The 15,901-nt window shown below is 45.1% G+C and carries 15 protein-coding genes, 2 tRNA genes and 2 pseudogenes; 10 read left to right on the top strand and 9 right to left on the bottom strand.

Features of this window, described 5'->3' with window-relative positions:
* Positions 1–42 precede the first annotated feature (42 nt).
* Positions 43–465 (top strand): hypothetical protein, encoded by a 423-nt coding sequence (locus P4S59_RS04085; RefSeq protein WP_041852980.1) that lies wholly within the window; start codon positions 43–45, stop codon positions 463–465.
* A gap of 303 nt (positions 466–768) precedes the next feature.
* Here P4S59_RS04085 and P4S59_RS04080 read toward each other — a convergent pair.
* Positions 769–845: transfer RNA gene (locus tag P4S59_RS04080), tRNA-Pro, on the bottom strand.
* A 260-nt stretch (positions 846–1,105) separates the two neighbouring features.
* Here P4S59_RS04080 and P4S59_RS04075 point away from each other — a divergent pair.
* The 3 genes from P4S59_RS04075 (at position 1,106) to rluF (ending at position 3,213) form a co-directional block, all read left to right on the top strand.
* On the top strand, positions 1,106–1,246 hold the full coding sequence (locus P4S59_RS04075; protein ID WP_005382236.1) for a DUF3149 domain-containing protein: 141 nt from the start codon (positions 1,106–1,108) through the stop codon (positions 1,244–1,246).
* Positions 1,247–1,378: 132 nt separating this feature from the next.
* Positions 1,379–1,960, top strand: a complete 582-nt coding sequence (gene smrA / locus P4S59_RS04070; RefSeq protein ID WP_005393162.1) for a DNA endonuclease SmrA — start codon at positions 1,379–1,381, stop codon at positions 1,958–1,960.
* A gap of 95 nt (positions 1,961–2,055) precedes the next feature.
* A complete protein-coding gene (rluF, locus tag P4S59_RS04065) occupies positions 2,056–3,213 on the top strand; it encodes a 23S rRNA pseudouridine(2604) synthase RluF (RefSeq protein WP_337168000.1) in 1,158 nt (385 codons plus the stop codon).
* Positions 3,214–3,277: 64 nt separating this feature from the next.
* On the opposite strand, the pseudogene ybaK reads toward rluF, so the two are convergent.
* From ybaK to hemA, 8 genes and pseudogenes are all read right to left on the bottom strand, one after another.
* Positions 3,278–3,750 (bottom strand): annotated as a pseudogene (gene ybaK / locus P4S59_RS04060) (Cys-tRNA(Pro) deacylase).
* Positions 3,751–3,852: 102 nt separating this feature from the next.
* Positions 3,853–5,534, bottom strand: a pseudogene (ushA, locus tag P4S59_RS04055) (bifunctional UDP-sugar hydrolase/5'-nucleotidase UshA).
* 151 nt (positions 5,535–5,685) lie between these two features.
* Positions 5,686–6,537, bottom strand: a complete 852-nt coding sequence (gene kdsA, locus P4S59_RS04050; protein ID WP_005384095.1) for a 3-deoxy-8-phosphooctulonate synthase — start codon at positions 6,535–6,537, stop codon at positions 5,686–5,688.
* Between the two features lie 53 nt (positions 6,538–6,590).
* Positions 6,591–7,400, bottom strand: a complete 810-nt coding sequence (locus tag P4S59_RS04045; protein ID WP_005384098.1) for a SirB1 family protein — start codon at positions 7,398–7,400, stop codon at positions 6,591–6,593.
* A 6-nt stretch (positions 7,401–7,406) separates the two neighbouring features.
* The gene (locus tag P4S59_RS04040; protein ID WP_005382225.1) at positions 7,407–7,790 is read right to left on the bottom strand and encodes a SirB2 family protein; all 384 of its coding nucleotides are present in this window, start codon (positions 7,788–7,790) and stop codon (positions 7,407–7,409) included.
* A gap of 40 nt (positions 7,791–7,830) precedes the next feature.
* Positions 7,831–8,685, bottom strand: a complete 855-nt coding sequence (prmC, locus tag P4S59_RS04035; protein ID WP_337167999.1) for a peptide chain release factor N(5)-glutamine methyltransferase — start codon at positions 8,683–8,685, stop codon at positions 7,831–7,833.
* Between the two features lie 3 nt (positions 8,686–8,688).
* The gene (gene prfA / locus P4S59_RS04030) at positions 8,689–9,777 is read right to left on the bottom strand and encodes a peptide chain release factor 1 (protein ID WP_006743330.1); all 1,089 of its coding nucleotides are present in this window, start codon (positions 9,775–9,777) and stop codon (positions 8,689–8,691) included.
* 29 nt (positions 9,778–9,806) lie between these two features.
* Positions 9,807–11,063, bottom strand: a complete 1,257-nt coding sequence (hemA, locus tag P4S59_RS04025) for a glutamyl-tRNA reductase (RefSeq protein ID WP_005384104.1) — start codon at positions 11,061–11,063, stop codon at positions 9,807–9,809.
* A 161-nt stretch (positions 11,064–11,224) separates the two neighbouring features.
* Between hemA and lolB the strand changes: the two genes are divergently transcribed.
* The 6 genes from lolB to P4S59_RS03995 all read left to right on the top strand — a co-directional run bounded on the left by lolB (position 11,225) and on the right by P4S59_RS03995 (position 15,882).
* A complete protein-coding gene (lolB, locus tag P4S59_RS04020; protein ID WP_005393172.1) occupies positions 11,225–11,836 on the top strand; it encodes a lipoprotein insertase outer membrane protein LolB in 612 nt (203 codons plus the stop codon).
* Entirely contained in the window at positions 11,833–12,705 is an 873-nt protein-coding gene (ispE, locus tag P4S59_RS04015; RefSeq protein WP_046874292.1) for a 4-(cytidine 5'-diphospho)-2-C-methyl-D-erythritol kinase, read from the top strand. Before lolB ends, ispE begins: the two co-directional genes overlap by 4 nt.
* 27 nt (positions 12,706–12,732) lie before the next feature.
* Positions 12,733–13,677: a ribose-phosphate pyrophosphokinase gene (locus P4S59_RS04010; RefSeq protein ID WP_005393176.1), complete on the top strand. Its 945-nt coding sequence runs from the start codon at positions 12,733–12,735 to the stop codon at positions 13,675–13,677.
* A 151-nt stretch (positions 13,678–13,828) separates the two neighbouring features.
* Entirely contained in the window at positions 13,829–14,419 is a 591-nt protein-coding gene (gene pth / locus P4S59_RS04005) for an aminoacyl-tRNA hydrolase (RefSeq protein ID WP_005384112.1), read from the top strand.
* A 10-nt stretch (positions 14,420–14,429) separates the two neighbouring features.
* A complete protein-coding gene (gene ychF / locus P4S59_RS04000; RefSeq protein ID WP_005393178.1) occupies positions 14,430–15,521 on the top strand; it encodes a redox-regulated ATPase YchF in 1,092 nt (363 codons plus the stop codon).
* A 284-nt stretch (positions 15,522–15,805) separates the two neighbouring features.
* A tRNA-Met gene (locus P4S59_RS03995) sits at positions 15,806–15,882 on the top strand.
* Positions 15,883–15,901: the final 19 nt, after the last annotated feature.

The raw sequence follows: 15,901 nt of genomic DNA, 5'->3' as shown, positions 1-15,901 counted from the left end.
TGCTAAAACGACTTTAACCTATGTGGATACATAATAACTCATATGAAATTTAAAGCTTTATTCCTATGCGTGAGCAGTATGATGCTCACTTCATCGCTTGCTTATGCTAAACCGTCATGTAACGTAGAAAATTTTCAAGCTATTGATATAACCCCGGAAGCAAAAGGCGGGCTATTAGATAAAGAGAGTGGCCAGTTTCTTATTACCGAAAAACCAATGATGCGTTGTGCGAACATCACTTTTTCCACTAACCATACCCGAAATCGCGTCGCACATATGATGAATCAAGGCTTTGAAGCTGTTTACTTTGATGGAAGCTCGAGCAAATCTCACTCCGTCACGTTTGATGAAGACGAACTAAAAGCAGGTTACGTCAAGATTGGTCCAAACCATCCAAAGACCGCTTATGTTTGCTTCACAACTTCTGAAACTCCTATCAGCACTATCTCGTGTGACATCAAGTAATATATTTACTCGCTCTAAAAAACGAAAAAGGCTCTACATTTGCTGTAGAGCCTTTTCTTAAAGATGCCGATGAAGCGCCATATTCCAACTTCAAGCGAACCCATTTGGCTCGATACTATTGAAGTCTAAAATTACTAGCGCTAAAAACGACGAAAGCCTGCTCATTGAGCAGGCTTTCTAAAAGTGGTCGGTGAAGTAGGGATTCGATTGGACTGGCATTCCAGACCCCGACCCTCTGGCTCCAAATAAATATCACCAAATACGAAAAAGGCTCTACATTTCTGTAGAGCCTTTTTCTCAATATGGTCGGTGAAGAGGGATTCGAACCCCCGACCCTCTGGTCCCAAACCAGATGCGCTACCAAACTGCGCTATTCACCGAGATGTTTAACTGAGGACTTGTCCCCGTCAACGAATGCGTATATTACGGATTCTGAACTGTGACGCAAGTGCTTTTTACAAAAAAACCTTAGGTCTTAATTCGTTTGATGAATAACTGAACACTAGCACGTAAAATGTGACTGATAACTCACAACAAAATACAGTTTATTAACCTTAGCAACATAATTGATCCAGATCAGTGTGCAACAAGGCACTGCCATTTAGTTTTATGCCTGTCGGGAACATCTTGGAGGAAACGTATGGACTTTTGGCTTGATCTCCTATTTGGTAATGCGGTGGGTCTATCGTCAATGATAGTAATCTTTGGGGCAATTGGTCTGATGTTATTTTACGGCGGTTTCTTCATATACAAGATCATGAACGACAAATCTCCTCACTAGATCTCGCTTAGCTCTAGAAACGCTTTGCACCGGAGTCGGTTACTTGCCTACTCCGGTTTTTTATTTGATCTCAATGCACCACTCATTGATATAATCCTATTATTCCTCCCTGTTCTTAATGAGATTACTACTATGTCTCACGATGACGATTTTGATCTGTTCCAACAGATGATGGGCGATGTAAAGCCGATCACTCAAGACACCGCCGAACACAAAAAAGTACACCAAGTAACCGAAGCGCAGCTCGCCAAGAGAGAAGCGGCAATCTGGCTAACAGAAGATGACCCAGAATACCTGTCACTTGATCACGCAGAAATGCTGAAACCAGAGGACTTTGTTGAGTTTAAACGTGATGGCGTACAAGACGGGGTTTACCGCAAACTTCGTCTTGGCAAATATCCAATCCAAGCACGCCTAGATCTGCATCGTAAAACATTGAAAGAAGCTCGTGATGAAGTCGTAAAGTTTTTAAAACAGTGCCTATCAATGGACATACGAACGGTCGTTATTGTCCACGGCCGAGGAGAACGCTCAAATCCACCAGCACTAATGAAAAGCTTTGTTAGCAGCTGGCTACAACAAATCAGGGAAGTTCAGTGCGTGCACAGTGCGCAACGCTTTCACGGTGGAACCGGAGCCGTTTACGTTCTACTTAGAAAAAGTGCGGAAAAGAAATTAGAAACTCGCGAACGTCACCAAAAACGGTTGGGCTAAATTTCACCCTAATGCTAGAATGCCCGCCCTTATTCTTCCTTCCCTTTCACGGGAAGGAAACTTCATTCGCCGTTGTGAAACGTTAGGAGACAAAAATGTCACAAGACAACGCTAAACGATTAAATAAATTCATCAGTGAAACTGGCTTTTGTTCACGCCGTGAGGCAGACAGACTGATTGAACAAGGTCGTGTCACCATTAATGGAAACAAGCCTGAAATGGGAACAAAAGTGCTACCTGGTGATGATGTTTGTGTGGATGGTAAGCCAGTTGCAGCGAAAGAGAAGCCGATTTATATCGCTCTCAATAAACCAACAGGCATCACCTGTACAACAGAACGAGATGTACCTGGAAACATCGTTGATTTTATCGGTCACAAAAAACGTATCTTTCCGATCGGCCGCTTGGATAAACCCTCTGATGGTCTGATTTTTTTGACCAACGATGGCGATATCGTCAACAAAATCCTCCGTGCTGGCAACAGCCACGAAAAAGAGTACGTTGTGCGCGTGGACAAACCGATTACAGGTGAGTTTCTCAAACAGATGTCGAGCGGCGTTAAGATTCTCGATACCGTCACTCTACCTTGTAAGGTAACGAAAGAGACTAAGTTCTCTTTCCGTATTGTGCTCACTCAAGGACTTAACCGCCAAATCCGTCGTATGTGTGAAGCACTAGGTTACGAAGTCTTTAAGCTTCGTCGTGTTCGAATCATGAATATCTCTCTTGACGGTATTCCGAACGGAAAATGGCGTTACTTAACTGACGATGAAGTCGCTGAGATTCTTGCTATGTGCGATGGTTCGGTGGGTACAGAAGAGGCATCAAAAACAGACTCTAGAGGTCGTAATATTCGTAAAGCGACTGATGCGAAGCTGTTTGATAGCCGTGAAGAAAATCAAGACTCTACTGCTCGTCGTAACCAGAAGACAAGAACTTTCCGTGGTAACAATGCTGATGAATTCCGTCATGCACCAAACTCGAAAAAAGGTCAACAAAAGCGTCGTCAGCGTGACGATGAAGGCGGACGTCCAGCTAAAGAACATTACAAAATGAAACCACAAGGTGAACGTAGCAGACCGCAAGGCGAGCATGGAAAATCGCACCGTAAACCAGATGCATCGAGCAATACGCACTCAGCAAACAAGCCTCAATCACCGAGTAAGCCTAAGCAGCATTACATGAACCCAAATGCCGCGAAGCCAAGCAAACCAGCTAAACGCACCGGTGGTACATTGAGTCTGAAGAAGTAACGCTTCACTAACAGGCAAGATCAAAAAAGGACGCTCATGAGCGTCCTTTTTATTTGTCATGAGTTTACAAACAAAGAGGTGCAAACTGACCGCGAGTTAAGCTCAGCAAATCTCTCGGGGCTAACTCTATTTCTAAACCACGTTTACCTGCACTCACACAGACTGTGTCTTGCTCTGCTGCGCTTTCGTGCAAAAAAGTAGGTAAGGCTTTCTTCTGCCCCAGTGGGCTAATCCCACCAACAACATAACCTGTGGTCTTTTGCGCGATTTCCGGATCAGCCATATCGGCCTTTTTGCCCTTCGCTGCTTTCGCTGCCAGTTTTAGGTTCAGCTTTTGATCAACAGGGATAATCGCAACCGCAAGGTTCTTTGGCTCGCCGTTCAAGCAGAACAGCAAGGTTTTAAATACTGTTTTCGGATCCTGCCCCAGTACTTCAGCAGCCTCCAAGCCATAACTATCGGCTCTAGGGTCGTGCTCATACTGATGAATCGTGTGTGGAATTTTTTCTTTTTCGCAAGATTAATGGCCGGAGTCATCAAGATTCTCCTCATAAAAACAAAAAGCGCAGATTGAATTGGATCTGCGCTTTTAGTTAATGATATCAGCGAGTTTGAGTCAATCGCTTTTTCTCTGTTGGGTTACTGATCAATCGCCGTATCAACTAAATACGTGATTTCACCTGAAGGGGCATACTCATTAACATCAATAGGGCTGTGTGTTTCTAAATAATCCTTCAAAACCTCAGCATCGGTAAAACCTGTATTTACATACCCAGGATGATCGTCGATTTTAGGGTAACCATCACCACCAGCAGCATTATAGCTTGGTACGGTAAAGCGGTAATTATCATCTAAGCGAAGTTGCTTATTACCAATGAACACATTGGTTACCTCACCATTATTGATACTCATCGCAATACCCGCAAACTGCGCGTAAGCTCCAGAGTCGACAGGCTTAGTTGCAACAACATTTAGGTAATCCAATACTTCTTTGCCCGTCATATCAACGTAAGAGACCATATTGCCGAATGGCTGAACAGTCAGCACATCTTTGTAGGTAATGTCACCTGCTGCAATCGAATCGCGAACGCCGCCAGAATTCATTACGGCAAAATCTGCTTTTGCCCGTTCCATATGAGCCGTTGCAATTAATCGACCTAAGTTTGTTTGCTGGTAACGAACCACACTGCGGTCACCCTCAAGCTTACCGTTAGATTCTGCAATCTTCACGTTTAGCTTGCCCTGACCTTTTTCTTGATAAGGACGAAGAAACTCAAGCATCATTTCGTCTTGTTTAATCTCTTCTTGGATAGAGACTCGTTGCGACTGACCATCAACTTTAACTTTCTTTTTCAAGTTTACAGGGATCAGATCGTAGCTCACCATCGAGAGTTCGCCATTACGAAACTCGTAATCGGCGCGTCCCACATATTTCCCCCACTCATGTGCCTGAACAATATAAGCACCATTTTGTTGATCAGGCTGACATTCATCACCCGGTTGAAAGCTCTTTTTGATGACGTTTGGACCTTCCATGCAAACCGGCTCTTGTGAGTGACCACCGACAATCATGTCGAGATCGCCGTCATTCAAATAACGAGCTAACGCCACATCGCCAGGAGCATTGATGCCTCTATTACCATTTTCATAGTGTCCCATATGCGTGACAGCAAAAATCAGATCTGGATACTCTGTCTCTTTCAGTTCTGCAATCAGCTTCTTGGCTTCTTCTTTTGGGTCACGGAAGTCAATTTGTTCAATGAATTCAGGGTTGCCAAGTTTCGCTGTGTCTTCGGTTGTAAGACCAATGACCGCAATTTTAATGCCCTGCTTTTTAAACATCGCGTATGGTTGGAATAAACGCTTGCCAGTACTTTTATCGTAAATATTGGCAGACAACATCGGAAAGTTTGCCCACTCTTGCTGCTTGAATAGCACGTCCAATGGATTATCAAACTCATGATTACCCAGAGCCATCGCATCGTAACCAATTTTGCTCATGCCTTTAAAATCTGGCTCCGCATCTTGTAAATCAGACTCAGGCACTCCAGTGTTGATATCACCACCAGAAAGCAGTAACACACTGCCCCCTCTGCTTGTATTTCTTCACGCAAATCATCTATTAACGTTTTACGTGCCGCCATACCGTACTCGCCGTATCGATTTTGCCAAAAACGACCGTGATGATCGTTAGTGTGTAGCACGGTCAATTTATAGGTTGTATCGGCATTCCATTCTGGTGCAGGTTGCGTAGCACACCCAGCTAACGAGGCCAAAATAGCGGCACTCAACGCAGTTTTAATAATCAGACGCTGCTTCATTTATTTACCTTTTTTCTTATTGGGAGTCACTGATGCACATTCCCAGCGGCCTAGAGCCTTTACAGCAAGAAGCTGAGAATGATGTGCCATCTGATAAAAAAATAGCCAACACGAGGTTGGCTATTGCATTTGATCACCAGTCATCTGGCGTTTACTTGATATCGATATCTGCAAAGCTCTTGATCAGATCATCAAGAGATTTCATTTGCGCTAGGAACGGTTCTAACTTGTCAAGCGGCAGTGCAGATGGGCCATCACAGCGTGCTTGGTCTGGGTTTGGATGCGCCTCGATAAATAGACCTGCGATGCCTGTTGCTAGACCCGCTTTCGCAAGTTCAACTGTCTGCTCACGACGACCGCCAGATGCCGCACCTGACGGATCACGCATCTGTAGTGAGTGCGTTACGTCAAAGATGATTGGGCTGCCTTTCGATGCATTTTTCATCACACCAAAGCCAAGCATGTCTACGACTAGGTTATCGTAACCGTGGCAAGAGCCGCGCTCACATAGGATGATCTTGTCGTTACCGCATTCCGCGAACTTCTCAACGATGTTACCCACTTGACCTGGGCTCATAAATTGAGGTTTCTTCACGTTGATAACCGCACCTGTTTTGGCCATAGCTTCAACAAGGTCAGTTTGACGAGCTAGGAATGCAGGAAGCTGAATAACGTCTACCACGTCAGCGACAGGTTGAGCTTGCGCTTCAGTGTGAACGTCAGTGATGATCTTAACACCAAATGTGTCTTTTAGCTCTTGGAAGATTTTCATACCTTCTTCAAGGCCTGGGCCACGGTATGAATGAACAGAACTACGGTTTGCTTTGTCAAACGACGCCTTAAATACGTAAGGAATGCCAAGTTTTTCCGTTACTTTTACGTAGTGCTCACAGATCTGCATCGCAAGATCACGAGACTCAAGAACGTTCATACCTGCAAATAGGGTGAATGGCTTGTCGTTAGCAACCTGAATGTCGCCGATATTAACGATTTTCTGTTCCATTTTGATTCTCTTTTTCTGTCCACGATACGCCACTGTTCGGCACATCGATAAAATTAGTGAAGTGTGACGTGCGTTTCACTCATCACATTAACTTGTGATTTTAGTAGCTCAGAAGCCGGATCGTCAGGGCATTGGTCAATAAAGTACTGAAAATCTGATACCGCCACTTGAGGGCACTCTAGCTGTTGGAAAATAAAACCACGGTCACGAATTTCGTATGGGTCATCTGGCACAAAGGTTAACGCAAGGTTCGTACAACGCAACGCCAGCGTATAATGCTCTTCACGCAACATCGCACTTTTAATCAACGCCAACCAGCGGCCAATAATTGTTGGGTTGTCAGCTTCCTCAAAGTGTTCAGGCTTTAGCTGAGCTAGCGGTCCTTCTTGGCCAATAAGCCAAGCTTGAAGAATCCTTTCACCTACATACTCACCATTAAATGGGTTGATGTAGTCTGGCTTTTTATGCATCCAGTCTACTTTTAACAGGAACTGAGTAGGGAAAGTAACTCCCTTCAACGGGAACCCCAGCTTTTTGCCTAGGTATAACAAAATCGAACCTAAGCTCACGGGAATACCTTTTCTGCGCTCCAACACTTTATCGATAAAGCTGTTGTCCGAAATAAAGTATTCCTGCTCGTCGCCTTTGAATCCCCACTCGTGGAAAAACAGTCGTAGGAATGCATCAAATCGTTGCTCTTCATCGGTTTCATGAACAAGCGTGGCTTCTGCATCTTTGTAAAGACGCTCTAACTCTTGTTTCGCCCAATGTACTTTGGTTTCTGGGTTAATCGCTTTGTTTAGCTCAAGCGCACCTTCCACCAACGGTATATTGTCAAAATCTTCGTCAAAAAACTCTAACATGACGTCTTATCCAAATAACGTAGGGCTCTTAGACACAGCAATGTTTGCAGCCATGACCAACCAACCTAATGCGCCGAAAAAGCCAAATATCTTCAGTAGGTTGTTTTTCGCAAGCTTCAACGAGAAGAAACCGAGTGCAATGTACGCCAATACGCAGGTGATTTTGTTTGTTAACCACGGTGCGGCATCAGTAAACGGGATGAAACCAGTAATGAAAATAAGCGCGATACCTGACACTAGCAATGCAGTATCAACGATGTGGGGAAACACTTTCAAAAAGCGATTATTTCGCTTCGGTGAGTTCATCATCATTAACACGAATCGGATCGATAATAGTGTCGCGCTGAGCGCAATCGTCACTAAGTGTATGTGTTTTAGAGCTACGTACATTTTTCTTCTCTTTTTAGTTAGTGTTTGCTGACTTCCATGATTAACTGGCCAGGCAACCAAGTGTTACTCGGTCGTTACCGCCATAATCTTTTTCCGTGGCAACTTGTTGGTAACCAAAACCACGCATTATCTCACGTACGGCATCACCCTGATCATAACCATGTTCAAATGCCAGCCAACCGCCTACTTCAAGATACTGACGAGCAAGATCCGAGATATGACGAATATCAGCTAAGCCATTCTCTTTAGCAACTAATGCTGATTTTGGCTCAAAGCGCACATCACCTTGGGATAAATGTGGATCTTTTTCATCAATATACGGCGGATTGGAGACAATTAAAGCAAACTTCGTACCTTCTGTAATAGGCTCGAACCAACTGCCTTGAGCAAAGGTCACATTTTTGATGTTTAGCTGCTCAGCATTATACTCTGCAAGTGCTTTCGCTTCTTGCTTGAGATCTACGCCCATCACTTGACGTTTTGGCATTTCAGATGCGAGTGCGATAGCAATTGCCCCCGTCCCCGTTCCAAGATCTAAAATAGGTCCTGTTTGCTCATAGGTCTTATCGAGTGCAACTTCGACCAAACGTTCTGTATCCGGTCTTGGGATCAAGGTGGAGGGAGAAACTTTGAACGGTAGAGACCAAAACTCTCGCTCACCAATAATATAAGCGACGGGTTCACCAGCTAAACGTCGTTCAAGTAGAGCGTCGAATTTTGCTTGTTGCTCTGCTTCTAATGTTTTTTCTGGCCAGGTCAGTAGATAAGTTCGTGGTTTGCCAAGGACATGGCAGAGGAGTACAGCTGCATCGAGAGAAGGCGACTCTTTGCCGCCTTCTGCCAGTTTCGCCGTCGCACTTTTCAGTGCTTGCTCAATTGATTGAACTTGGCTCATCGATTAGCCGTTCTCTGCGAGCGCCGCAAGTTGGTCTGCTTGGTGCTCTTGAATCACAGGATCAATCAAGCTCTGCAGGTCACCTTCCATCACTTCGTTCAAACGGTAGATGGTCAGGTTGATGCGGTGATCAGACACACGACCTTGTGGGTAGTTGTAGGTACGAATACGGTCACTACGGTCACCAGAACCTAGAAGGTTACGACGTGTATCAGACACTTCTGCAGCACGACGCTCTTCTTCCGCTTGAACGATACGAGCAGCAAGAACCGCCATCGCTTTCGCTTTGTTCTTGTGCTGTGAACGCTCGTCCTGACACTCTACTACCGTACCCGTTGGTAAGTGGGTAATACGGATTGCAGAATCCGTGGTGTTAACGTGCTGACCACCCGCGCCAGATGCACGGAACGTATCGATTTTCAGGTCTGCTGCTTTGATTTCTGGCAGATCCGCTTCTGGGATTTCCGCCATCACCGCTACGGTACATGCAGAAGTATGCACACGGCCTTGGGATTCAGTTGCAGGAACACGTTGCACACGGTGACCGCCAGACTCAAACTTCAGTACGCCGTACGCACCATCGCCGCTCACTTTTGCGATCATCTCTTTGTAACCACCGTGTTCAGCTTCGTTTGAAGACATCACTTCGATGCGCCAGCCACGCTTTTCTGCGTACTTGCTGTACATACGGAATAAGTCACCCGCGAAAATACCCGCTTCGTCGCCACCCGCACCTGCGCGAATTTCTAGAAAACAGTTACGATCATCGTTCGGATCTTTTGGCAGAAGAAGAATCTGTAGCTCATCAGTAAGACGCTCAATAGTCGCTTTCGCTTCTTTGATTTCTTCTTGCGCCATTTCACGCATTTCTTCGTCGTCTTCGTTTGCCATCTCTTCAGCGGCGACAAGATCTTCTTGCGCTTGTTGATAAGCTTGGAAGCACTTGGTTACTTCTTCTAGCTGAGAGTACTCTCTTGATAGAGCACGGAATTTGTCCTGATCTCCAATAACATCAGGATCACCAAGAAGATGTTGAACTTCTTCGTAACGTTCTACTAGCGTTTCTAGCTTAGTCAGAATAGAGGCTTTCATAGTGTCGTTTTCTTAATAAAAAGCGTGAGTTATAGATCATCCAAGCCAAGTGTTTGGCGGATAATCGTTAATTTTGCTGGTTCGCCTTGCTCTGCTGCACTTTGCAATGCGCGAGTTGGAGCGTGAATCAGTTTGTTGGTGAGTTTATTACTCAGCTCGCGCAGCACTTTCTCCGGATCTGCGCCTGCCGCTAAAGATTGCAAACTTTTGCTCAGTAACTCTTCACGAATTTCGTTGGCTGATTTGCGATAGTCGCGAATACTATCGACGGCTTGCAGTGAACGCAACCATGTCATAAACGCAGCGCTTTCTTCACTAACAATCGCTTCAGCTTGAATCGCTTCGACTTTACGCTGCTCAATGTTGCTGTCGATGATAGATTGCAAGTCATCAACCGAATACAAATATGCGTCGTTCAGTTCACCGACTTCCGACTCTACATCTCGCGGCACCGCAATATCGACTAACAAGATAGGTTGATGTCGGCGCTGCTTCAGAGCCGTTTCGACCATACCTTTGCCAATAATAGGCAATGGGCTCGCCGTTGAGCTAATCACGATATCCGCTTTCGCCAAATGTTCAGGAATTTCGTTCAAACTGATCACTTCTGCGCCAAATTGATCCGCTAAGCCTTGCGCACGCTCTTTAGTGCGGTTCGCGACAATCATTTTTGTGCAGCCGTTGGATGCTAAATGCTTTGCGACCAGTTCAATCGTCTCTCCCGCACCAACCAAAAGCACGGTTGAATCAGATAACGACTCAAAAATATGTTTTGCCAATGTACATGCGGCATAAGCCACGGACACAGCATTACCGCCGATATCTGTTTCTGTTCTCACACGCTTGGCGACTGAGAACGTCTTTTGAAACAGTTTATCAATTGAAGCATCGACGGCTTGATGATCTCGCGAGTCAGAAAATGCTTGCTTTACCTGCCCCAAAATTTGAGGCTCACCCAACACCAGAGAGTCAAGGCCGCACGATACGCGCATCAAATGCTTTATTGCAGCTTGTTCTTCATGCACATACAAACTCGGCATTAAATCTTCGCGGCTCACTTGATGAAATTGAGCAAGCCAATCGATCAACTTGTTTCGCGCTCCTTGCTTAACATCGCAGTACAACTCAGTTCGGTTACAGGTTGAAACAATCACACTGCCGTTAACCGCTTCGTGCTCTCTAAGTTGCTCGAGTGCAGGGCCGAGTTTATCCGGACCAAACGCCACCTTCTCTCGCAAGTCGACAGACGCTGTATTGTGATTGATTCCAATAGCAAGCAAGGACATCTAACGTGGTATCTCTGGGATAGGTTATAAAATAGGTCCAGAATTTTACTGTAAGCACGCATTTATTGAAAGGGTAAGCCGGATTTGTTTTCCTAACTGCGACTTTTCAATGCTATAGTTGTGAGCGATTCCCGACGAAACTGATTAATAAGCCATCAAACATGACGTTACGCTCCTTTATTCTTTTTTTCTTGTCGAGCTTACTGCTCGCTGGTTGTTCCTCCGTTCCTGAAAGTGTTACCAGCGTTGAATGGCAAGCTCATGAGCAACGACTCGAGACCATCCAAGATTTTCAAGCAACGGGAAAACTTGGTTATATTGGCCCAGACCAAAGACAAAATTTAAATTTCTACTGGAAACATTCTTCAGCACTAAGCCAGTTGCGTTTAACTACGATTCTCGGACAAACGGCATTAAAGCTCACCATCACCCCACAAGGTGCCACAGTAGAAACTTACGACGATCAGGTCCTTTCCTCTCGCAGTGCAAACCAGCTAATTTACCGTCTTACGGGGTTAATGATGCCCGTTGAACACATGCCTGACTGGCTATTAGGCCTACCGACCGATGCCGACAAATTCCAATTGTCCCCAACCAATACACTGCAAGCGTTAAACAAACAAATTGGTTTAAATGATTGGCGTATTGCTTATCAACGGTATGGCGATGTTCAATGGCATGAGCAGTCTCTACCACTGCCAAATAAGCTGAAACTCACCACTGCTGACGTCAAAATAAATCTAGTGATCACAAAATGGAACATCACCCAATGATCGAACTTTCAACCCGCTGGCCATCACCAGCGAAATTGAATCTCTTTCTATACATCAACGGTCGCACAGAAAATGGTTACCACGAGTTACAAACCTTATTCCAATTCGTCGATCACGGCGATGAGCTCACCATTCAAGCAAACCATTCTGGTGATATTACGATTTCTCCAGATATAGAAGGTGTGCCTCTTCAAGACAATTTAATTTGGAAAGCAGCAACCGCACTTCAAGCATACTCAGAGTGCCCTTTTGGCGCACATATTGAGCTACAGAAAGTGCTACCTATGGGTGGGGGCATTGGTGGGGGCTCATCGAACGCGGCTACAGCATTAGTGGCACTGAACTACTTATGGCAACTGAATCTAACTGACGACGAACTGGCTGAAATTGGTTTAAAACTGGGCGCAGACGTGCCCGTGTTTGTGCGCGGATTTGCAGCTTTTGCTGAAGGTGTTGGCGAGAAACTCTCCCCCGCTTATCCCGAAGAAAAGTGGTATTTAGTCGTCAGACCGAATGTTTCTATCGCAACCGTCGACGTTTTTTGTCATCCAGATCTAACGCGAAACACCCCAAAAAGAGATCTAGAAACACTTTTAAATACACCAAGCGTAAACGATTGCGAAAAAATTGTACGAATGCTCTACCCAGAGGTTGATAAGCAACTTTCTTGGCTGCTACAATACGCGCCGTCAAGATTGACGGGGACAGGATCTTGCGTTTTTGCTGAATTTTCGAGCAAATCTGAAGCAGAAACTATCCTTGCACAACTCTCTGATAAAGTCTCGGCATTTGTCGCTCAAGGGCGCAATATTTCGCCATTAAAAGAGACTTTGGCTGAATACCAATCAGCCTCACACCGACCTATTTAAACTGGACGCAAACCCGAGGTTTCCACCGTGCCTGATATGAAGCTATTTGCTGGTAACGCAACACCTGAACTAGCCCAACGTATTGCTGATCGTCTTTACATCTCTCTTGGTGATGCATCTGTTTCTCGCTTTTCTGATGGCGAAGTTGCAGTTCAAATCAATGAGAATGTTCGTGGTAGCGATGTTTTCATCATTCAATCCACTTGTGCACCGACTAACGACAACCTAATGGAATTGGTTGTTATGATTGATGCAATGCGCCGTGCTTCAGCAGGCCGTATCACTGCAGTTATCCCTTACTTCGGCTACGCTCGCCAAGACCGTCGTGTACGTTCTGCGCGTGTGCCAATTACTGCAAAAGTTGTTGCTGATTTCCTATCCAACGTTGGTGTTGACCGCGTTCTAACTATCGACCTACACGCAGAGCAAATTCAAGGCTTCTTCGATGTACCTGTAGACAACATCTTCGGCACGCCAGTGCTACTTGAAGATATGCAGGCTCGCGGTCTAGATAACCCTGTTGTGGTATCTCCTGACCTAGGTGGCGTTGTTCGTGCTCGCGCAACAGCAAAAGCACTAGGCGACATCGACATCGCAATCGTAGATAAGCGTCGTCCACGTGCAAACGTTTCTGAAGTAATGAACCTAATCGGTGATGTTGAAGGTCGTGACTGTGTGATCGTTGATGACATGATCGACACAGGTGGCACACTATGTAAAGCAGCTGAAGCACTAAAAGAGCGCGGTGCTAAGCGTGTATTCGCTTACGCTACTCACGCTGTATTCTCAGGCAACGCTGCGGACAACATCAAGAACTCAGTTCTTGACCAAGTTATCGTAACTGACTCTATCTCTCTATCTAAAGAGATGGCTGCAACAGGCAAAGTGACAACACTAAGCCTATCTCGCATGTTGGCTGAAGCGATTCGTCGTATCAGCAACGAAGAGTCAATCTCTGCAATGTTCAACTAATCCGAACATTTCAGTTACACTGATTTCAAAAGCACCCCTCTTTGGGGTGTTTTTTTATTTGTACTGATAACCAGAAAATCCCTTGGTCGCCCACTGTGAGAATTCTGTGCTATCATACTGCGCTTTTTGAGATTCCAGAGAGATCCTAACCTTGAGTCAACAAATCAAACTTCTTGTTGGTCTTGCTAATCCAGGACCAGAATACGCCAGAACTCGTCACAATGCGGGCGCTTGGGTTGTAGAAGAATTAGCACGCGTTCACAACGTTACACTGAAGAACGAACCAAAGTTTTTTGGTCTAACAGGACGCATTATGGTCAATGGCCAGGATCTCCGTTTGCTTATCCCAACCACCTTCATGAATCTATCAGGTAAATCGATCGCAGCGCTTGCGAAATTTTATCAAATTAAACCTGAAGAGATCATGGTTGCTCATGACGAGCTAGACTTACCGCCAGGTGTCGCTAAGTTTAAAAAAGGTGGGGGTCACGGTGGACACAACGGTCTGCGTGACACCATTAGCAAACTGGGCAATAACAAAGATTTTTATCGTCTTCGCATTGGCATTGGTCATCCGGGACACAAAGATAAAGTGGCGGGTTTTGTATTAGGTAAAGCGCCAGCTAAAGAGCAAGAGCTTTTAGATGCAGCAGCTGATGAGGCTGTTCGTTGTCTAGATATCCTGATTAAGGATGGCCTATCTAAAGCACAAAATCGCCTCCACACGTTCAAAGCTGAATAAGGTTACTATCATGGGTTTTAAATGTGGCATCGTTGGTCTACCTAACGTAGGTAAATCAACTCTGTTCAACGCACTAACTAAAGCGGGTATCGAAGCAGCAAACTTCCCGTTCTGTACCATTGAACCAAACACTGGTGTGGTTCCTGTGCCAGATCTACGTCTAGACGCACTAGCTAAGATCGTTAACCCACAGAGAGTTCTTCCAACGACGATGGAGTTCGTGGACATCGCTGGTCTTGTTGCTGGTGCATCACGTGGTGAAGGTTTAGGTAACAAATTCCTAGCTAACATCCGTGAAACAGACGCGATTGGCCACGTTGTACGTTGTTTTGAAAACGAAAACATTGTTCATGTTTCAGGTAAAGTTTCACCTATCGAAGATATCGAAGTGATCAACCTTGAACTTGCAATGGCTGACCTTGATTCTTGTGAGCGCGCGATTCAACGTAACGCGAAGAAGGCAAAAGGCGGCGATAAAGACGCAAAATTTGAACTAACAGTACTAGAAAAACTGTTACCAGTACTAACTGAAGGCGGCATGGCACGCACAGTTGAGCTATCTAAAGAAGAGTTAGCAGCAATCGGCTACCTAAACTTCCTTACACTGAAGCCAACTATGTACATTGCAAACGTAAACGAAGATGGTTTCGAAAATAACCCATATCTAGATGCGGTTCGCGAGTTCGCAGAAAAAGAAAACAACGTCGTTGTACCTGTATGTGCAGCTATCGAATCTGAACTATCTGAACTAGAAGATGAAGATCGCGAAGAATTCCTAGCGGATATGGGGATCGAAGAACCGGGGCTGAACCGTGTAATTCGCTCTGGTTACGAGCTACTGACTCTTCACACCTACTTCACGGCAGGTGTTAAAGAAGTACGTGCGTGGACAATCCCTGTTGGTGCAACTGCGCCTCAGGCTGCAGGTAAGATCCACACTGACTTCGAGAAAGGCTTTATTCGTGCAGAAGTAGTCGGTTACGACGATTTCATCCAATTCAATGGTGAAAATGGCGCAAAAGACGCAGGTAAATGGCGTCTAGAAGGTAAAGACTACATCGTAAAAGATGGTGATGTTGTACACTTCCGCTTCAATGTTTAATTAAATGAATGAATTTTAAACACTTCATTTACACTAAAAGCCAGCTGCTCAGCTGGCTTTTTTAATACCTTAAGTAAATGAGCAAAAATAAATTACCTAACTGCGAGCTAATTTATTTCCAGTTTTAGATCATAAACACGCCTCTTTGTTTAAAAAGGAAGCGAACGAGGTTTTTTCCGAAATTTATTAAAAAAAACTGTTGACGGATCTCACTCAACTTCGCATAATGCGCGCCGTTCCCAACGACAAGGCAACAAAGCGTTGAGAGCAAAAAATATGGTTTTGGCTACGTAGCTCAGCTGGTTAGAGCACATCACTCATAATGATGGGGTCACAGGTTCGAATCCCGTCGTAGCCACCATTCCTAAGTGTTCTTTTTA

This window comes from Vibrio sp. M60_M70 (assembly GCF_037162085.1).
GTDB lineage: Bacteria > Pseudomonadota > Gammaproteobacteria > Enterobacterales > Vibrionaceae > Vibrio > Vibrio diabolicus.
The sequence above is the reverse complement of the archived record's forward strand: the minus strand, read 5'-3'. Positions and strand labels throughout refer to the sequence as shown.